The following is an 18,998-nucleotide window of genomic DNA, read 5'->3' on the forward strand; positions in this document are numbered from 1 at the left end:
TCGGTGAGTTCTACTGTAAGGCAACTTGGATGCCGAGCCTAGGCGATCTATATGGGGTCGCCTGATTGAACACGATCCATTAGCCTTTAAACGAGGATCACGTCAGCGAATATGATGAGAAAATGACTAAAGACGATCTCGAGCAATTGAATGTAAGTCAGCGTGACCTCGAAGTTAAGGACTTCCAGCACGCCGACAACGGACATAAGCGGTCGTGGCTAAAAGTCATATTTGCTGCATCGATGGGCAATGCACTTGAATGGTATGACCTGACGATCTACGGCTTTCTCGCCATTCCCATTGCTCGCGTCTTTTTTCCGGTGCACAACGAAGTTGTCTCGCTGCTGCTTGCGCTCGGAACATTCGGCGCATCGTACTTTATGCGCCCTTTAGGTGCACTCTATCTTGGCTCCTATGCCGACCGCCACGGCAGAAAAGCCAGTATGACGCTCACCATCCTGCTGATGGGTGTCGGCACATTGATGATCGCCGCGGCACCTACGTTCGCCGTTGCGGGATTCGCCGCGCCGCTGATCGTGGTTTTCGCCCGTTTCTTGCAAGGATTCTCCGCCGGCGGAGAGTTTGGTTCCTCGGTCAGCTTTCTCGTCGAACACGCACCCGAAAGCAGGCGCGGCTTCTTTGCCAGTTTTCAGATTGTCGGCGTGGGTTTGGCAAACGCCTTGGCGGCTGTGGTTGGTGTTTCTCTGAATCATTTCTTTTCCAGCGCGGAAATCATCGAATGGGCGTGGCGCCTGCCGTTTGTCATCGGACTCGTGATTCTTCCGTTTGGCTGGTTTATTCGTCGGAGCGTTCATGAAACACCATCCTACGAAGCGCAAACCGTTGGAAACGCAATGACCAGTCCGGTAGCCATCGTTCTGAAGACGACGAAGATGCGAATAGTGTGTGCGATTGGGCTTTACTGCCTTGCGGCGTCCACCAACTATTTACTGGGCGTCTATATTCCAACTTATGCGGTTCGTGAACTAGGCGTGTCCGCAGGTTCGGCGTTTTGGGCCGCGATGGGATTCGCACTGGTGCAAATAATCCTGGCGCCCGTAATTGGCGGCCTTTCAGATCGAGTTGGACGTCAGCGCCTGATAGCAAGTGGAATTGCGCTTGTCGCCTTCGCGGCAATTCCCGCATTCCAGTTGATGCTGGGATTCCGTAGCGCGTTTGCGCTGATCGGCTGCGTCATAGCCCTCGGTATCCTCGTCACGATCTTCCAGGCACCCATTCCGGCCTTTTTGTCAGAGCTGTTTCCGGTTAGCACGCGCACAACCGGCCTGGCGGTCATCCACAACCTGAATTTCACCATCTTCGGAGGATTCGCTCCGCTGCTAATGACCTTCCTCATATCAACGACTTCGGACCGTCTCGTACCGGCCTACTACGTCCTTCTGACCGCAATCTTCGCCACCGGCGGATTGCTGGTGCTAACCGCCGGATCGCGACGAAAACTATCAGTTGATTAGATTCCCGCTTGAACCGCCATGTGAATTAAATCCGCAAATGAATCGGCCTTCATTTTCTTCATAACCTTGCCACGATGCGCCTTCACCGTGATCTCGCTGATACCCATTTTTTCACCAATTTCCCTGTTCAAAAATCCTTTAATGGTCAGAGAAAATACTTCACGCTCGCGTCGCGAGAGTTCAGCATAATTACCTTTTATTTCCATCCTCAACCGCTCCTCGCGTACGAGAACTTTACTGCGCTCGATCGCGACGAGGATCGCAGCGAGCAACGTGTCGTCGCTAAACGGTTTCGTAAGAAACTCAACCGCACCTGCTTTCATTGCTTCAACCACTGTCCGGGCATCGTCCCGTCCCGTGATGAAAATGATCGGCATGGTCGGGCGATCAACAGCAAGGGACTTCTGCACTTCCAGTCCGGTTAGCTCCGGCATCGAAATATCGAGCAACAGACACCCCGGCTCAGGCTGATACGGGTAGGCAAGAAGCGAGGTGGCGGACTCAAAGCTCTTGATATCGAATCCTTCCTGGCACAGGAAAGATTCGATCGCTTCCCGAACGGACACGTCATCGTCCACGATAAAAACTGAAGGAGGCCGCGCTTCCCGCTGCGCCACGATCCGGAAGGAATCAACCGCGTGCGACATGTTCATGGACCGCTCCATATCACTAAACATTTGATTTTCAGGCGCCTCTCACGGTTGTGATCAACGCCTCTGCACAGCAGGTTTTTGACAGACTCATCATCAAATACTCGCGTCAGTGCACAATCACCTACGGCACCAGCTGCATCCCGCATGGAAACCATGAATCACATTTTTCTTTGATATTTTTTAGCCGACGCATCTAAACATTCGAAAATTTCAATTTAATGAAATAAGAATTTGAATGAATCATTACCTTCAACTGCTCATCTTCAATACGGACGGGCCAGTTGCCGAACATGCATTTCCTAAGCGACCTGTTCGAACCAGCCTAAGCTTCGCCTTGGATTCGAACCGCTAGTCTGCAGTAGAGACCAAAACTATAACCAAAGCTAATATATTTTTAGGCACAACCTATAACCTTCGTCTATGGAAGGTTGGCTTGCGCGGCGCGCACGCTAAGCGGTGACGACCGCCTTGCAGGGGAAAACCCGGCAAGGTGTTAGCCCTGATCCTGAACGTTCGACATGCGGCTAGTTGACGTGGGTACGCCGCGCTTGCGAGGCCACGAGCAGCGTTTCAGTGCTTGAGAAACCATCATTCTGCGAATGCGCTTATCATCTGGCGTACGAACATCATTCTTTATTTATAGCGTTGCCAGGCAGCTGGTAATACCTTACGGGGAATGTCGCGATGAGAGCTAGCCGGAAGCAGATGGCACTCAACCGGGAATTACTACTTGAGTCGTCGCTACGCCTCCTGTTTCGCGACGGCTATAGCGGAGTATCCGTCGTCGACATTGCGGCGGAGGCCGGCTTTACCCACGGTGTGATTTACGGGCAGTTCAAGTCGAAGGAAGACATGCTGCTGCAAACGCTTTCGTCGCTTGATCGTTGTTTGGGGATAGACGGCGAAGCGGGATTCCCAACGATCGACACCTACACAGAGCGATTGGTTCGAGAAGCCAAAGCCGGCGATCTCGAAAGCGGTTGTGCCTTCTCCGCGCTCGGCGCGGAATTGGCGCGCACCTCCACCGAGATACGCACGACACTCACGCAAATAATCGGCTCTACCATTGACAGCTTTACCGAGGCAGAATCTGAAGCCGGTCCACATCCGACGCCATCGGCCGCGATCAGGAAGGCTACCATCAGGCGCTGGACCTCGTTGATCGGAGCACTCGTGTTGGCGCGAATCTCGGTCAATCATGCATTGACGGCTGAGATACTCGACTCCATCGTCGACCTTGACGACACGTGACGGGTAACCAAAACACGCTTACCGCTCAACCCGACCGCGCTCACGAAGAGCGCGGATCGTCATGCAGGCCGTTCACGGGACTCGCAATTAACCACGTTATAGATGGCTGTCCAGGAACGCCGTAAGTTGGGATTTAGACAGTGCGCCGACCTTTTGCGCAGCGAGTGCCCCGTTCTTGAAGAGAAGGAGCGTCGGGATGCCGCGGATACCGAATTTTGCCGGCGTCGATTGATGGTCGTCCACATTGAGCTTGGCAACCTGCAGACGGTCGCCATATTCCTGCGCCACTGCATCGAGTACCGGGGCCGTCATCTTGCATGGGCCGCACCATTCGGCCCAAAAATCCAGCAAGACGGGCTTATCCGAATTCACGACATCCTGTTCGAAGGACGCGTCGCTCACTTCCTTGATTAACGCATTCATTGACTAGCTACCTCAAAAAAGCGGAAGACAGACTCGCACGACCTGCCTTGGCGCACTATCACAACAGAGGCGACACCTTCGCGTCGCCCTCCTTCAAGACTCAGATCTCCGACCCACAAGCACTCAATTGCCGACGTTCAGCAATGAACTCAGGCCGCCCGCGCGATCCAGTGCAGCCAGATCGTCGAAGCCGCCAACGTGCGTTTCGCCGATATAGATTTGCGGCACCGTGCGACGTCCCGTACGCAACATCATCTGTTCACGCTGACCGGCATCGCGGTCGATCATGATTTTCTCGATATTCTCTACGCCGCGTGCGCGCAAAAGTCGCTCGGCTCTTTCGCAGTAAGGGCACACCGTTTGGCTGTACATGACTACTTTGTCCATTCGACACTCCTTGTTACTGTCCTTTTGGCTACGTTCAAGCACACCTGATAACTAGCGTACAGACCGGTCTGTATCGCGTCAAGACAACGCGTGTTAGTATATTTCTATCAACGACTTAGTCAGACCGCCGCCATGGCCGGGCTGCAATTCAGCATGAGCCGCGCAGACCAATCCGGAATCGACATTCGCAACAAAATTCTCGAAACCGCGTCGGACCTCTTTTACCGACATGGGGTGCGTGCCGTTGGAGTCGATCTGGTGGTGGAGAAGGCCGGCGTCGCAAAGACTAGCCTTTACCGGCATTTCCGCACGAAAGACGACCTTATCGCGGCGTTTCTGGAGCGAGAGGACCAGGCGTTCTGGGCTATATGGAATCGCGTTGCGGAAAGCTGCAACGGCGACGCCAGAGCGGAATTGACCGCCGAACTCGACTGGATCGGCACGCGAGTTGGACAGCCCGGCTATCGGGGTTGCGCACAACTTAACGTCACGGCAGAGTTTCCCGAAGCCGATCACCCGGCAAGACAGGTCGCGATCGCACATAAGCGCAAATTGCGCGAGCAACTCAAAGGCATCGTGGAGCGTCTCCATGTCGGCGACCCCGACCTGATCGCGGGCCAGATTGCGATGCTCGTAGACGGCGCCTTGGTCAGCTCGAATGCGTTCGATTCTGGAGAACCGCTCCGCCTGCTCCAACGCGCGGTCGACGTCCTGATTTCCGCATCCATTCCAACGCCGGCCAGATAAAACCTCAAATTCCTCGCGCAAGTCATCACGCTTTTGAGGATTATGATACGCTTCCTCGAAGAATGCTGCCGATCATGGGCCTGAGACATGCCAGGCTTCCCGGCGGCCCGCTTGCGCAGGCAGTTGCACGCGCGCCAACCTAAGGCAACCGAGGTATCAATGTCCGGCAAGACCGTCTCTATCGTCGCAAGTGCTCACACGCCGTTTGGCAGATTGAAAGATCAGACATTTGAAGATCTGATCGTCACCGTTGCGCGAGATGCGTTACGCGATGGCCATATCGATGCGACTGAAATCGACGCAGTCTTTCTTGGCCACTTCAACTCTGGCATGGTACCGGATGGGTTCCCGGCCTCATTGGTACTGCAAGCGGACGCGGGGTTGCGATTCAAGCCCGCTACGCGTTGTGAGAACGCCTGTGCTTCAGGGTCCGCAGCCATCCATGCGGGCATGAACGCGATTCGATCTGGCACGGCCAATCTCGTGCTCGTGGTCGGCGCGGAAAAAATGACGTCCAACTCGACGGAAAGCGTGACTCGCGCGCTTGCAGGTGCGGGATATCAAAACAATGCGTACGAAGCATCTTTGAGTTTTCCGCAAGTCTTTGCCTCTGCGGCTCAACAGTACCGGGATCGCTATCGGGACCCTTCGTACGACATGGCTCGCATTGCGGCAAAAAACCATAAAAATGCTTTAGCGAATCCCCTTGCGCAGATGCATCGGGAAATGACGGTCGAGCAATGCAATACCGTTTCCGACAAAAACCCGGTTATCGCTTCACCACTTCGGCTAACGGATTGCTCTCTCATCTCCGACGGTGCAGCGGCGATCATTCTGGCGTCGCCCGAGCGAGCCAAAGACTTTTCGCGTGAAGTTGCTATCCGATCGGCGACACACGTGAACGATCTGCTGCCCTTCGCGAACCGGGACGTCCTCGCTTTCGAAGGTCCACAACGGGCCATCCGATCGGCACTCGGCGACGCACACGTGGCGCTGAGCGACATCGATTTCGCCGAGGTTCACGACTGCTTTACCATTGCCGAGCTTCTGATCTATGAAGCAATGGGTCTTGCTCCACAAGGACGAGGTCATCAGGCGCTCGACGAGGGCACGGTGTTTCCCGAAGGTGCCCTTCCGGTGAATCTCTCCGGTGGCTTGAAAGCAAAAGGTCACCCCGTGGGCGCGACGGGCGTTTCCATGCATGCGCTCGCCTTCAGACAGTTGACCGGCAACCCGGTTGGAACGCCGGTCATTGACGCCGAGTTCGGCCTGATTTTCAACATGGGAGGCATGGCCGTTGCGAACTATGCGAGCGTTCTGCAAGCCAGGCGCGCATAAATTAGATTAGTGGCGGTTCGCGAGACACCTTGAGATTGGCATCATCGAAGCCGTCTTTCTTTTGCAGGTAGTCGGACAATGGCGAATCCCGGCGCCCCTCGATGAAGCGCGTTAGACGGTCTCCAGCGTCGACGACATTCCATCGCGGAGCCGACATCAGTTGCTCGTCATAGACCGAGAGGACGAGTTGCAGAAGGGATGCCGTGTCCGCATCGATGGACCAGATGTTCTCGTCTTGCGCGCGATCGAATGCGTCGCGCAGGCCGGCTTCTGCGTCCCGGAGAACTTCAAAAGAAATGTCACCGAAACGAGCCTGCGACAGATAGAAGACCAGATAGACTGTTTTGGTTAGCTCATATAACTGGTGAAAATTGCCTTTCCCTTGTCGACAGACCGCTAGTGCAAGATGATTGGCCAATGAGATTTCAGCAACCGCAGATCGTGGCATCGGAAGAAGCATTTCTTTGCTAAGGCGCTTCTGAACAGGCTGAGTACGCGATGGCCGGCGGCGACTAGTACGAGTCATTACTGCAGACGCTCTGAAGAAAAAGTCACGTTAGATGACGAGAAACATCGAAGCTGACAACTCCTCGCCGACATCGTCCCGTTCTCGCCGGACTTTTTTAACCGGTAGACAAGCCATACCGAAGCATGTGCCGCAGTCTGGACGGAAACGTCAAGGTACATCAGATTGGAAATTCGTGCGTTTGAGCGTGCCTGAGGCTCATCCAACAACAGATACCCAATAAAAAGAGTGCGTTCGTTAGCTATTAGCAGGCGGCTCACGGACTTTAGCGTAGACGGCGCTCGCTAGTACCTACTGCGCGCTATGAGGTCGCGTGCTACGCTGTCAGACAGTGAAGCGGATGTTCCCGGATAGCCTGGCTGCCATCTCGATCGCCTCCAGGCGAACACAATGACCGTTGCAACCGTCAATGAGTTTTCGCGAGATTGCAGGCATGGAAAGCAACCTCGAAGTCCTGACACAAGATAGCGACCACGTCTTCTATCGGACGTGGCGTGTCTTGGCCGACGGGACGAAAACGACGGTGCTGGCGATGCAGCCCAACGGCGACTCGCCCGCCGTTGCGATCCTGGAACGGATATCTCGCGAATATGGTTTGCGCGAACGCCTCGATCGTTCGTGGGCCATCCAGCCGCTAGAACTCACATGGCAAGACGACCGCACCACCCTCATCTTTGAAGACACGGGCGGCAAACCGCTCGAAAGTTTGCTCGGCATACCCTTCCGGCTTGACCGCTTCCTGCAGCTGGCGATCGCCATTGCCGCAACAATCGGCAAAGTTCACCGCAGCGGACTGATTCACAAAGATCTCAAACCCGCGCATATCTTCGTCAACAATGCCGACGGCACTATACGGGCCAGAGGTTTCGGTCTCGCAACCTCGACTCCGCAGGAACGTCAGACTATCGCCGCCCCCGAAACCATGGACGGAACACTGGCTTACATGGCACCCGAGCAAACGGGGCGGATGAACCGGTCCACTGATGCGCGCAGCGATCTGTACTCGTTAGGCGTCGTTTTCTACCAGATGCTGACGGGTGAGTTACCGTTCTCCGCCACGGAGCCAATGGAGTGGGTACATTGCCACATTGCACGCCGCCCGACGCCACCTGAAAAGTACGCAGACGTACCGCTGCAAATTTCGCGAATCGTGCTCAAACTGCTCGCCAAAACCGGTGAGGAACGCTACCAGACGGCCGCCGGCCTGGAGAATGACCTGCGGCGCTGTCTGATGGGTCCTGACGCCCCCTTCGATATCGATCCATTTCCACTCGGTACGCAGGATGCGCCCGACAAGCTACTGATTCCCGAAAAGCTATACGGACGCGAAGCAGACATTGGTGCGCTGCTCGCAGCCTTCGACCGCGTCGTCTCGCAAGGCTTGCCGGAACTGGTGCTGGTTTCAGGCTATTCCGGCATTGGCAAATCTTCGGTGGTCAATGAACTACACAGGGTACTCGTGCCATCGCGCGGCCTGTTCGCATCGGGGAAATTCGATGAATACAAGCGAAATGTTCCCTATGCGACCGTTGCGCAGGCCCTCCAAAGCCTGATCTCGCAACTGCTCGGAAAAAGTGACAATGAGGTTCAAGTCTGGCGTTCGGCACTTCAGGAAGCCGTCGGTCAAAACGGGCAACTCATGACGATGCTTGTCCCAGACCTCGCAATCGTCATAGGCGAACAACCCGCTTCTCCGGACGTTCCGACTCAGGACCAACAGGCTCGTTTCCGGATGGTGCTACGACGGTTTATCAATGTCTTCGCGCGACCAGACCATCCGCTTACGCTCTTTCTGGACGATCTTCAATGGCTCGACACCGGCACACTCGATCTGATCGAACACCTGATGACCCACAGCGATGTGCGACATCTGCTAATCGTAGGTGCGTATCGCGACAACGAGGTCGGCACGCGACACCCCTTAACGAAGCGACTCGAACGTCTGCGCAATGTCGGGAATCGGGTGCGGCAAATCGAACTGACGCCACTTCATGAGGCTGACATAACCCGTCTGCTGACAGACGCACTGCATATGCAGACGGATGCAGTGTCACCGCTTGCGGCATTGATTTTCGAAAAGACGGCTGGCAATCCATTTTTCTCCATCCAGTTTCTGATCACTCTCGCCGACCAAGGTTTATTGAGCTTCGATCCTAAAACGTCGATGTGGAAGTGGGATCTGACCAGCATTCACAATCAGGGCTTCACGGATAACGTTGCGGATCTGATGGCAGCGAAACTCAGCCGCTTGCCGACGCCTACGCAAGGCGCGCTGGGCACCTTAGCTTGCCTCGGTGACGTGGTGTCCATGGAGAACCTTACTCGCGCTCAGGTCGGACCCAATGAAAGTCTGCATGCCTCGCTTTCAGTTGCAGTGCAATCGGGCTTGCTTTGCCAGACCAGCAGCGAGTACATGTTTCTCCACGATCGCATTCGGGAAGCGGCCTATGCATTGATTCCGGGAGAAGCCCGCGCCGCGACACATTTGACGATAGGCCGCACGCTGGCTGCGCGTACGCCGATCGACGAGCTTCATGAAACCGTCTTCGAAATTGTCAATCAGTTCAGCCTCGGCGCTGTTCTGATTACCGATCGGGCCGAGCGTGAACAGGTCGCGTTATTCGCATTGATCGCGGGAAATCGCGCCAGGAAATCGGCCGCATACGACGCTGCGGCACGCTATTACGCTACCGGCCTCGGCCTACTGACTGACGACGCGTGGGACACCTGCTATCGACTCATTTTCGATCTCGAACTCAATGGCGCGGAAAGTCAGTATCTGACGGGCAATATGTCGTTGGCCGATTCACAACTCGCCGTGCTGGCCCAGCGCGCAAAAACGCTCGTCGACGCGGCCGCGGTAGCGTGTGTGCGTATCAATCTCTTCACCACGCTGGATCAGAGCGATAACGCCGTCAGAGCGGGTCTTGAGTATCTTCGACGAATCGATGGCAGTTGGACCGAACAACCATCAGCCGCCGACGTCGCTGACGTCTACGATCTCATTGCAAAGCAGATCGAGCAGCGCCCCATCGAGACCTTGCTCGATTTGCCGCTCATGCAAGACGATGATCGCAGCGCGACGATGGACGTACTCACTGTTTTGACGTCGCCCGCGTTATTCACAAGCTCGAATCTATTCCGTCTGATCGTCGGCCGCATGGCAACGCTTAGCTTCGAGCACGGCAATAGCCACGGCTCGGCGCTTGCCTACGCCTGGTTAGGCAGCATCCTCGGACCGCACTTCGACAACTACGAAGCAGGAATCCGTTTCGGTACATTGGGTTTGAGCCTAGTCGAACAACGGCAGCTCGACCGGTTTCGCGCGCGCGTGTATCTCGTTTTCGCCGTACACGTTGCCAACTGGTCGCGCCCCCTCGCCGTCTCCGCGGATTTTCTCCGACGCTCGTTCGATATTGCCACCAGGACCGGCGATGTTTCGTACGCGACCTACTCCTGCGCGGACATCATCGCCAATCGCATTGCAAGCGGCGACGGTCTTCGAGACATCGAGAGCGAGGCGGAACGCAATCTGGAATTCGCACGCAAGGCGCAGTTCGGGCTGGTGGTCGACGTTATCCATGCGCAGCGAGCGCTAATCCGGGCGCTGCGCGGTTCCACCAAAGATATGAGTACCTTCGACGACTCGGATTTCAACGAAAGGCGCTTCGAAGAACGTGTAAGAGGACAGCCGCAACTCGCCTTGCCCGCATGCTACTACTGGATTCGCCGGCTCCAGGCGAGCGTTTTTGCCGCCGACACCCGGTCCGCAATTCGAGCAATATCGAAAGTGCGGCCAGTCTTGTGGACTACGCCAACTCAAATCGAACACGCCGAATACCATTTTTATGGCGCGCTGGCGTGGGCGATGCGCTGTCACTCCCTGGCGACAGCGCGGCAATCGGGCTGCCTCAATCGCTTGCGGGCCCATCATGCTCGCTTGCACGGTTGGGCACAGAATTGTCCGGCGACATTCTCCAGTCGTGCCGCTCTGATCGCTGCCGAGATTGCGCGGGCGGAAGGTCGTGAACTCGACGTGTTGCGACTTTACGAAGAGGCCATCACATTCGCGCGACGCGACGGTATGGTCTACGTTGAAGCGCTTGCGCACGAACTGGCTGCCGGATTCTGCGACATGCACAAGCTTTCGACCACGGCGAGAGCGCACCTGCGTAACGCCCGGCAGAGCTATCTGCGCTGGGGCGCAAATGGAAAGGTCCGCCAGCTTGGCGAGCGTCACGGACAACTGCACGATGAAGCGTTCGTGCCTGAATCGACCGATACGATCCAGGCTTCCGTCGAACATCTCGATCTGGCGACGGTGCTGAAGGTCTCCCAAGCTGTATCGCGCGAGATAATGCCCAACCGGCTAATCGACGTCCTGTTGCGAACGACCATGGAGCACGTCGGAGCCGGCCGCGGTGTCCTCGTTCTCATGCATGGCCGGGAGCAGCGAATTGAAGCAGAAGCGACCGTGGACGACGGACGACTCTTTGTTCGCTCGGGCCAACTTCCCGTCACGCCAGAAGTATTGCCGCTAACCATTCTTCATACGGTGACCCGCTCTCATGAGCCAATGATATTGCGCGATGCGATGAACGAACCCGCGCTGTCAGATGACCCATATCTACGGCAGAAGGGAAACTGCTCCATCCTCTGCCTGCCTCTGATCAACCAGGGCAAACTTACCGGCGTCCTGTACCTGGAGAACGACCTCGTTCCAGATGTATTCACACCGGCCCAGGTGTCTGTGCTGCGTTTCGTGACATCACTGGCCGCGGTCGCACTGGAGAATGGTCGCCTTTATCACGATCTCGCAGAGCGTGAGGCGAAAATCCGCAAACTGGTCGACGCGAATATCATTGGCATTACGTTCTGGAAGATCGGCGGCCCGATTGTCGAAGCCAACGACGCCTTCCTGAATCTCGTCGGCTATGATCGCGACGACCTCTACACGGGGCGTTTGAGTTGGCGAACGCTAACGCCGCCCGAGTATCGCGAACGTATCGACAGCGTTTTGCTAGCGGACTTACGGGCTACGGGACAAATCGGTCCCTATGAAAAGGAATATTTTTGCAAGAATGGTAGCCGTGTACCGGTTCTGGTGATGTCGGCGGGAACGGACGAAATGTCGGACGAGGGCATCTCGTTCGTCCTCGATCTCTCGGAACGCCGGCGTAACGAAGAGACAGTGCGCACGATGCGAATGGGTCTGGAACACGCCAATCGTGTCGCGACGATGGGTCATCTTGCAGCGTCGATTGCACACGAAGTCAAACAACCGATGACCGGCATTCTTAACAACGCTTATGTCGCCCAGCGTTGCCTTGAACACGAGAATCCGAATCTGCCAAAAGTAACGCAGACAATCGCACGTATCGTCAGAGACTGTCGCCGCGCGAGTGACGTCATTGACCGGACCAGCACGCTGGTCAAAAAAGTCACGCCGGCGAAAGAATCACTCAACTTCAACGAAGTAATTCGAGGCGTCGTGCGATTCATTCGCGCCGAAACGATGAGGCAGGCTGTCGAAGTTCGGCTAAATCTCGCTGAGAATTTGCCAGGCCTGTTAGGCGACCGGGTTCAACTTCAACAGGTCGTATTAAATCTCCTGCTGAACGGCGTCGAGGCTATGTCGACGGTGCAAGACCGAAAGCGTGTGTTGCTGATTACGTCTTCGGCGGACACCGCAGGAGCAGTCCGCGTGACGGTTCACGACAGCGGTCCTGGCATCGCGCCCGAAGCGGTCGAATCGGTGTTTGATCCGTTCTATACGACCAAAGCTCGTGGCATGGGCATGGGACTCGCAATCTGCCGCTCGATTATCGATGAACACGGTGGCCGAATGTGGGCTGCCGCGAACGCGGCCAGCGAAACCGATATGTCGAATGAACTCTGCGGGGCCAGATTTTCTTTTACATTGCCATCCCAGCCGTAGCTTGCGGCTCTGCATTTTCCGACCCGCTTTCACAGCAAGCTAATTGCAACAGCTTGGTTGACTGCGATGCGCATTCGAATGTCTGACGATCGAGTGGTACGTGATCTCTGCCGTAACTAGCGCTGCGACATAGAGCGCGAGACTAATCCAACCAATATTGTGTGCGCCGATCAAATGTACAGTCGCCGCGCCCAGGAGTCCGGCCAAGGCGACGCCGGTGTAGATCGCCGACGTGTTGAGGCCGAGTACGATAGTCGCGGCATCCGGCATAAGCGTTACCAGCCTATGCTGCTGAGCCGCCAGTTGCCCCCAGCTTGCCGCACCGTATAACGCGACTGCCACAATGGCTGTCGGCAGAGTGGCACTCGTCCACGAAAGCGTGCTCATGACGACAAAAAGCACTAGTAGCATGCCCGTGAGAATCTTGCGCGTGCCAATTCGGTCGATAAGCCGCCCTCCCGTCAAATTCATGATGGTGCCCGACGTTCCCCAGAGAACCAGCAATCCGCCCAGGATCACCGGGCTACCTCCTGTCGCGCGATCGAAGATGACTGAGAGGTAGGTATAGACGGCGAAGTTGCCGCACAGGAAAAAGAAGGTCGTGAGGAGTGTCAATCCGACACGGTGGTCTCTGAGCGGTGCGAGACGTTGTCTCAATGAAATGGCAGGTGGAGCCGGCACCTGCCGGAGCAGCGTCGCGATACCCAGTGCCGCGATTGCACTGATAGCTGAAACGAAGACCATCGTGTAACGCCAATCTCCAAGGCCGCCGATGATCGTACCGATTGGTGCGCCAAGCGCGGTCGAGGCCGTAAGGCCCGCGGCAACAACCGATAATGCAAAGCCGCGCCGTTCCTGTGGCACGACGCTAGCGCCGGCTCCTGTCGCCGTTGGCGCATACATCGCTGCACCAAAGCCCGCGAGTGCGCGAGCAATAAGTGCCGCCGCAAAGCTGGGTGCCCACGCCGTCGCAAGGTTTGCGACGATAAAAAAGCTTAGCCCGACGAGCATGAGCTTTTTGCGCTCGACGTGCGCAAAGATTGCAGCGAAAGCCGGCGACGCAATCGCATAGGCCAAAGCGTACACAGTCGTCAATTGACCCGCAGCACCAATGCTTACTTCAAAACTCCTGGAGATTTCCGGCAGCACACCTGCAACGACAAAACTATCCGTGCCGATTGCAAACATGCCCAAGGCCAGAATCAGGAGACGACGATCCATGAACAAACCTCTCCGCGGAATTAAGCCGGGTCAGTCAATGCAACACGACGCATTGAAGCACGAATACCTCAACCCTGCTTTTTCAGCACACAGCTTGAGGTCGACGTCGCATACGCGTGATCTTTTGAGCGAGATTCGTTGATTTTCAAACAATGTCCATGCTTTGTTTTTAAAAAGTTCAAGAATAAGTTTCCTTTCCGGGTTCGGCGCCCGTCTTTGAGAGTTCTGTTCAATCGTGGAAGATTTTTTTCGACGAACCGATACCTTCGAACAATTGACCCCTAACCTTCTCTCCGTTTTAATAGTAACGGCGGCTCGCTTGGCTGCGTCATGGTACGTTTATCTGAACGTGTTGCCGTGATTTCACGTACTGAGGAACAGCGAAACATTGCTGCCCGGTCGTGCTGCTTTACCTACCTCTTTCCACACGCCTTGATGCACGCTTGCGCGCCCTCGGCCTCCGCTTGCCGACTAGGCGCCTCCGCACCAGACCCTATAGGAATGAATGATGGCTACTACCGCCGCAATCTTTCGTCAGTTGCACACAAACTCCGTTCCGCTAAGACTGCCCAATGCGTGGGACGCAGGCAGCGCCAGGCTTTTCGAGAGCCTTGGTGCTACAGCGGTCGCCACAACCAGTGCAGGCGTTGCGTGGGCACTCGGCTATCCTGACGGTCGTGTGTTGCCAGTGTCGGAAGCCATCAATGCTGCGGCTCGCATGGTCCGGGTTCTGAAAGTGCCCCTGACATTCGACATTGAAAACGGCTATTCTGATTCGCCGACTGAAGTAGCGTCGAACGTCATGCGCCTCGTCGAGCTTGGTGCAGCGGGCATCAACATCGAAGACGGCCCGGACGCGCCGAAAGTGCTTGCCGACAAGATCGAAGCGATCAAGAATGCAGTGTCCAAAGCGGGAAGCGAGCTTTTTGTGAACGCGCGTTGCGATGTTTTCCTCGCAAAACTCGCCGACGACGCAAGGCTGGTCGATGAATCCGTCGCGCGCGGGAAGCAGTACGCCGCAGCAGGCGCCGACGGCCTTTTTCTGCCCGCTATCCACAAACCGGAAGATATCCGCAGCGTGGTTGCAGCGGTCACCCTCCCGCTGAACGCAATGGCATGGCCCGGCCTTGCAGACGCTGACACACTCGGCCAGCTGGGCGTCCGTCGCCTCAGTGCTGGGTCTGGCATCCCTCAGGTACTATGGGCGCACGCTCAGGAAATGGCACAAGATTTTCTCGACAAAGGACGCTCTGAGCCGATGTCGGAAGGCTTCAAACCGCACGGCGAACTGCAGGCCCTCTTCAAGGGTATTTAGTTAAAACCCGATCGTCTGTTGAATGATACGTCAGCAATACGCTCGCCGCGGGGCTCGCGTCCCGCGGTCGAGGAATCGTCGAGCGCCTGGTGTCCCATCCTGCCCAACCGTTGGTCTCGTAGAGTACCTCCACAAAACACGATTTGTAGCGCACATATATACTCCACATAGTCAATTCAATCTCGACTATGAAAGGTTAAAACATGAGCGCTGTCATCGCAGGTTACGTAAGAACGCCATTTACCTTTGCAAAAAAGGGCGCGCTTCGAGAGGTTCGGCCAGACGATCTGGCGGCTGTAGCCCTGTCGGCATTGTTGAAGCGAACCGATATCGATCCCGCGCTGATCGAAGATGTTCTGATGGGCTGCGCCTATCCCGAAGGGCCGCAAGGAAACAACATTGCGCGCCTCGCAGCGCTTCTTGCAGGGCTTCCGATTGAGACGGCCGGTGCGACGATCAATCGATTTTGTGGATCGTCGATGTATGGAATTCATATGGCGGCGGGTCAAATCGCGATAGGAGCCGGCGAGGCTTTCATTGTCGCGGGCGTTGAAAGCATGTCCATGGTGCCGCAAGGCGGTCTCAACTTTTCGCCCAACCCACGCTTCGCCAGCGCGCAGAACCCGGAAGCGGAAATCTTGATCCAGGCATACACATCGATGGGAATAACGGCGGAGAACGTCTCGAAACGTTTTGGCGTCACGCGCGAAGATCAGGAGCGACTCGCTTTCGAATCTCACATGAAAGCCGCACGCGCGAACGAAGCGGGCAAGCTAGCTGCGGAGCTCACGCCAGTCTTGCTCAAAGACGGCACAGTCGTCGATCGGGACGGATGCATTCGTCCACAAACCACACTCGAAGCGCTCGCCAATCTCAAGCCAGCCTTCGGAGAAAACGGAGTGGTGACTGCCGGGACGGCATCTCCCTTGACGGACGGGGCGGTCGCCGTGCTAATCACTTCAGAAGAATTTGCGCAGAAACACAATCTCGCTGTCACAGCAAGAATCCGCTCGTCGGCCGTTGCGGGCGTATCCCCGGAAATCATGGGAATGGGGCCGGTTCCGGCTACGCGCAAGGCGCTGGCTCGCGCGGGTCTTTCAATCGACGACATCGACGTCATCGAGATTAACGAGGCGTTCAGCAGCCAGGCCTTGGCCTGCATGCGCGAACTTCATCTGGATCCTGCAAAAACCAACATGGACGGCGGCGCACTTGCATTGGGTCATCCTCTCGGCGCGTCCGGCGCTCGCATTACAGCGAAAGCGGCTCAGGTTATGGCGCGAGAAGGTAAAAAGCTCGCCCTTGCTACGCAATGCATAGGGGGCGGTCAGGGCATTGCAACCGTCCTCGAGTCTGTTCAATAAGTCAGCTCTTTCGAGCCGCACCTACGCTGATAGGTGCGGCTTAACGCGCTATTCGCACTGCGCGCATTCACATCAGGTCCATCGCCAGGTGTGACACCGCGCCTTTGCACAGGAACAATTCTTCGGTCAGCATCAAAGCTCGCATGTTTAGGGCGAACCCTATGATCTGATAGTCGATCAAGCCGAGTTTGCGCAGCGGATCCAACTCAAGAATCTCGATCAGGTCTGCACGTGTTGCCGATCGGGCAATGGTGACGTTGCCGTCACAGGTTGATTTGTATCCGGATAGCAGGAAGATACCGTCTCGATGGTGCTTCTCAAGAAAGTTCATGTGCTCGGCCATATAGACATCGAGTTCTGGTGATTTGACGTAGCAGCTGATGACGATATAAAACATGTCAGCTCTCCAAGGCGATCGACATATCAACTACGCTCTGCGTGACGAGAGAACATTAGGGCGTCTGATAACGAAGCGTCCAATATATACTTGGGCGCGAATCTATAACTTCTATGCATGGAAATGTCGCGTGTTCATGGAAGGCTCGGCCTTACTGAACACGTCGCAGCAGAGTCAATCTCGCGGTGGCTTAACAGTGTCTGCAGACTGGCTGGCCGGCTCGATCAGAAATTTGCTGCGGTCTTTGGCGTCTTTGATCCACGCAGGCGGTCGGGCATGGCCGCTCCACGTTGCGCCCGACACAGGGTCGCGGTACTTTGGTGGCAGTTTTGACTTTCCGGCAGTTGCCTTGGCGGGCCTTGACCCGCTTTCTAAATTGGCGTGGCGCGCCTTTTTTCGCAACGCTCCTGTTTCTTCTTCGAGGTCAGTGAGTGAGAGCCCGTGCTCCGCCATCATTTTTTTGATCTTCAGAATCACGGACGCAGCTTTTTTTCGACGCAGATCGTCGGCCTTCTTCTGAAGATTGGCGATCTGCTTCTCGATCTGCGATACCGTGGCCATAATATTCGGCTATTCAAACGGGTTCAGGTTGGCCGGCTCGTTATCTGCGCGTCACTTCTAAAACAATCGAGCAAAAAAGCCAGAAATTGCGCTGAACGTAACCAACAGTTCGAACAACCCGGCCTGGCTGCACTCCTGCTTTACGCGCTCTCGCCAGCAAAAAACGGGGGATTCGACGATCGCCCTTCTGTTCCAATGCATTCCATGACGATTTCGATTATTATCCATAATTTACTTCGTTATCAACCTGCTTTTCGAGAAGATCGGCGGAAATAGTCATCGTGGTACGTGTAGCACCTCTTCGCGCAGTACGTTGAACTCACCTCTGTAAATCCATAAGACATTCGCTGCGTCCCGAGCGGTTATGGCCGTCTCTCAGTGAACGAAGCTGCACCGGGTTCGTCAACCATTGACACTCCTTTCGACCTCCTCAAATCGTCACGTCCAGAAATTTGCATGAACTCAACGCAAGCGTCCGAACGCATCGTGCGTAGATCTGCCATTCCGCGGCCCGCTGAACTGGTCAAAAATGCTTCAATTTTTCGATAGCCGCTCGTCGGCGGGAGTCGAGTCGGTAGATGCGGAATCTTACTGTCGCGTTATTGAATGGTCGGGCCACAGCGGAACGATGGAAGTCCGCTTGCATTCCAGTTCGAAATGGTTGGTCGCGACGTTGAACGGTCCGGTTTCGCGGCATGCGGAGGAATTGATCGCCCCGATGAATCGCATGTTCGACCTGGAAATGGATCCCAAGGAAATGCATCGGTGTTTCTCGGCGGATCCATGGCTTGCGCCCTTGATCGTATCGTCACCGGGTCTACGTGTGCCGGGAGCGTGGTCGGCGTTCGAACTGCTGATTCGCACAATAGTAGGCCAGCAAGTTAGCGTGAAAGCGGCATCGACGGTGGTCAGTCGCATCGTTCAGCGAGCTGGTAAACGAATCGACGGACATCAACATGAAGCCACTGCCTGGCGCTTCCCAACGCCCGCCGATCTTGCCGCGGCCGACCTGACGCAGATTGGCATGCCGGGAAAGCGGATCGCAACGGTGCAAGCCGTCGCGGCCGCCGTAGCGCGCGGCGATCTTGCGCTGAACGAACCCACCGCAAACGCCAAAGCCATCAGAAACGCTTTGTTAGCGATGCCGGGAATCGGCCCGTGGACCGTGGAATACGTTGCCATGAGGGCGTTGCGGGATGCCGATGCATGGCCGGCTTCCGATCTGGTTTTGATGCAAGCCATAGCGACGCGCGACCCTTTGCTAGTTCGAGCGCGGCAGCAGATCGCCCGCACCGAATCGTGGCGCCCTTGGCGCGCCTATGCGGCCATCCATCTGTGGAACAGTGCGGCAACGGAATCCGGTCAGACACGCGGCGGATGAATGCGGCGATAAACGCATGGC

15 protein-coding genes are annotated in these 18,998 nt (G+C 56.0%); 8 read left to right on the forward strand and 7 right to left on the reverse strand.

What is annotated here, in order from left to right:
* Positions 1-122: 122 nt before the first annotated feature.
* Positions 123-1,475, forward strand: a complete 1,353-nt coding sequence (locus P3T18_RS01785; protein WP_429298192.1) for an MFS transporter — start codon at positions 123-125, stop codon at positions 1,473-1,475.
* On the opposite strand, the gene P3T18_RS01790 is transcribed toward P3T18_RS01785, so the two are convergent.
* Positions 1,472-2,128: a response regulator transcription factor gene (locus tag P3T18_RS01790; protein ID WP_429298193.1), complete on the reverse strand. Its 657-nt coding sequence runs from the start codon at positions 2,126-2,128 to the stop codon at positions 1,472-1,474. The genes P3T18_RS01785 and P3T18_RS01790 overlap by 4 nt on opposite strands.
* Before the next feature lie 705 nt (positions 2,129-2,833).
* Here P3T18_RS01790 and P3T18_RS01795 point away from each other — a divergent pair.
* Positions 2,834-3,379 carry a TetR/AcrR family transcriptional regulator gene (locus tag P3T18_RS01795; RefSeq protein ID WP_429298194.1) on the forward strand — a complete coding sequence of 182 codons (546 nt, stop codon included), beginning with the start codon at positions 2,834-2,836 and terminating at the stop codon, positions 3,377-3,379.
* 96 nt (positions 3,380-3,475) lie between these two features.
* Here P3T18_RS01795 and trxA read toward each other — a convergent pair whose 3' ends face one another.
* Together trxA and grxC are read right to left on the reverse strand one after the other, a co-directional pair.
* A complete protein-coding gene (gene trxA / locus P3T18_RS01800) occupies positions 3,476-3,802 on the reverse strand; it encodes a thioredoxin TrxA (RefSeq protein WP_429298195.1) in 327 nt (108 codons plus the stop codon).
* Between the two features lie 123 nt (positions 3,803-3,925).
* Positions 3,926-4,189, reverse strand: coding sequence for a glutaredoxin 3 (gene grxC / locus P3T18_RS01805; RefSeq protein ID WP_429298196.1), 264 nt, complete (start codon positions 4,187-4,189; stop codon positions 3,926-3,928).
* 153 nt (positions 4,190-4,342) lie between these two features.
* On the opposite strand from grxC, the gene P3T18_RS01810 reads away from it, so the two are divergent.
* Entirely contained in the window at positions 4,343-4,936 is a 594-nt protein-coding gene (locus tag P3T18_RS01810) for a TetR/AcrR family transcriptional regulator (RefSeq protein WP_429298197.1), read from the forward strand.
* A 159-nt stretch (positions 4,937-5,095) separates the two neighbouring features.
* Positions 5,096-6,274, forward strand: coding sequence for an acetyl-CoA acetyltransferase (locus P3T18_RS01815; protein WP_429298198.1), 1,179 nt, complete (start codon positions 5,096-5,098; stop codon positions 6,272-6,274).
* Position 6,275: 1 nt separating this feature from the next.
* On the opposite strand, the gene P3T18_RS01820 is transcribed toward P3T18_RS01815, so the two are convergent.
* The gene (locus tag P3T18_RS01820) at positions 6,276-6,734 is read right to left on the reverse strand and encodes a hypothetical protein (RefSeq protein WP_429298199.1); all 459 of its coding nucleotides are present in this window, start codon (positions 6,732-6,734) and stop codon (positions 6,276-6,278) included.
* 499 nt (positions 6,735-7,233) lie between these two features.
* Between P3T18_RS01820 and P3T18_RS01825 the strand changes: the two genes are divergently transcribed.
* Positions 7,234-12,738: a trifunctional serine/threonine-protein kinase/ATP-binding protein/sensor histidine kinase gene (locus P3T18_RS01825; RefSeq protein WP_429298200.1), complete on the forward strand. Its 5,505-nt coding sequence runs from the start codon at positions 7,234-7,236 to the stop codon at positions 12,736-12,738.
* A gap of 39 nt (positions 12,739-12,777) precedes the next feature.
* Here the strand turns inward: P3T18_RS01825 and P3T18_RS01830 are convergent, their stop codons facing one another.
* Entirely contained in the window at positions 12,778-13,959 is a 1,182-nt protein-coding gene (locus tag P3T18_RS01830) for an MFS transporter (protein WP_429298201.1), read from the reverse strand.
* A 505-nt stretch (positions 13,960-14,464) separates the two neighbouring features.
* On the opposite strand from P3T18_RS01830, the gene P3T18_RS01835 reads away from it, so the two are divergent.
* Positions 14,465-15,274: an isocitrate lyase/PEP mutase family protein gene (locus P3T18_RS01835; RefSeq protein ID WP_429298202.1), complete on the forward strand. Its 810-nt coding sequence runs from the start codon at positions 14,465-14,467 to the stop codon at positions 15,272-15,274.
* 203 nt (positions 15,275-15,477) lie between these two features.
* Positions 15,478-16,638, forward strand: coding sequence for a thiolase family protein (locus tag P3T18_RS01840; protein WP_429298203.1), 1,161 nt, complete (start codon positions 15,478-15,480; stop codon positions 16,636-16,638).
* Positions 16,639-16,705: 67 nt separating this feature from the next.
* On the opposite strand, the gene P3T18_RS01845 is transcribed toward P3T18_RS01840, so the two are convergent.
* Together P3T18_RS01845 and P3T18_RS01850 are read right to left on the reverse strand one after the other, a co-directional pair.
* On the reverse strand, positions 16,706-17,035 hold the full coding sequence (locus P3T18_RS01845; protein ID WP_429298204.1) for a YciI family protein: 330 nt from the start codon (positions 17,033-17,035) through the stop codon (positions 16,706-16,708).
* Positions 17,036-17,209: 174 nt separating this feature from the next.
* Positions 17,210-17,596 (reverse strand): H-NS histone family protein, encoded by a 387-nt coding sequence (locus P3T18_RS01850; RefSeq protein ID WP_429298205.1) that lies wholly within the window; start codon positions 17,594-17,596, stop codon positions 17,210-17,212.
* Between the two features lie 496 nt (positions 17,597-18,092).
* Between P3T18_RS01850 and P3T18_RS01855 the strand changes: the two genes are divergently transcribed.
* A complete protein-coding gene (locus P3T18_RS01855) occupies positions 18,093-18,977 on the forward strand; it encodes a DNA-3-methyladenine glycosylase family protein (RefSeq protein WP_429299020.1) in 885 nt (294 codons plus the stop codon).
* Positions 18,978-18,998 lie beyond the last annotated feature (21 nt).

Origin of the sequence: Paraburkholderia sp. GAS199 (assembly GCF_050436585.1) — a bacterium.
GTDB lineage: Bacteria > Pseudomonadota > Gammaproteobacteria > Burkholderiales > Burkholderiaceae > Paraburkholderia.

Coding starts and splice junctions, on each gene's coding strand:
- P3T18_RS01835 (WP_429298202.1), top strand. CDS start 14,465: ATGATGGCTACTACCGCCGCAATCTTTCGTCAGTTGCACACAAACTCC.
- P3T18_RS01790 (WP_429298193.1), bottom strand. CDS start 2,128: ATGAACATGTCGCACGCGGTTGATTCCTTCCGGATCGTGGCGCAGCGG.
- P3T18_RS01850 (WP_429298205.1), bottom strand. CDS start 17,596: ATGGCCACGGTATCGCAGATCGAGAAGCAGATCGCCAATCTTCAGAAG.
- P3T18_RS01840 (WP_429298203.1), top strand. CDS start 15,478: ATGAGCGCTGTCATCGCAGGTTACGTAAGAACGCCATTTACCTTTGCA.
- P3T18_RS01785 (WP_429298192.1), top strand. CDS start 123: ATGACTAAAGACGATCTCGAGCAATTGAATGTAAGTCAGCGTGACCTC.
- trxA (WP_429298195.1), bottom strand. CDS start 3,802: ATGAATGCGTTAATCAAGGAAGTGAGCGACGCGTCCTTCGAACAGGAT.
- P3T18_RS01830 (WP_429298201.1), bottom strand. CDS start 13,959: ATGGATCGTCGTCTCCTGATTCTGGCCTTGGGCATGTTTGCAATCGGC.
- P3T18_RS01820 (WP_429298199.1), bottom strand. CDS start 6,734: ATGCTTCTTCCGATGCCACGATCTGCGGTTGCTGAAATCTCATTGGCC.
- P3T18_RS01810 (WP_429298197.1), top strand. CDS start 4,343: ATGAGCCGCGCAGACCAATCCGGAATCGACATTCGCAACAAAATTCTC.
- P3T18_RS01815 (WP_429298198.1), top strand. CDS start 5,096: ATGTCCGGCAAGACCGTCTCTATCGTCGCAAGTGCTCACACGCCGTTT.
- P3T18_RS01825 (WP_429298200.1), top strand. CDS start 7,234: ATGGAAAGCAACCTCGAAGTCCTGACACAAGATAGCGACCACGTCTTC.
- P3T18_RS01795 (WP_429298194.1), top strand. CDS start 2,834: ATGGCACTCAACCGGGAATTACTACTTGAGTCGTCGCTACGCCTCCTG.
- grxC (WP_429298196.1), bottom strand. CDS start 4,189: ATGGACAAAGTAGTCATGTACAGCCAAACGGTGTGCCCTTACTGCGAA.
- P3T18_RS01845 (WP_429298204.1), bottom strand. CDS start 17,035: ATGTTTTATATCGTCATCAGCTGCTACGTCAAATCACCAGAACTCGAT.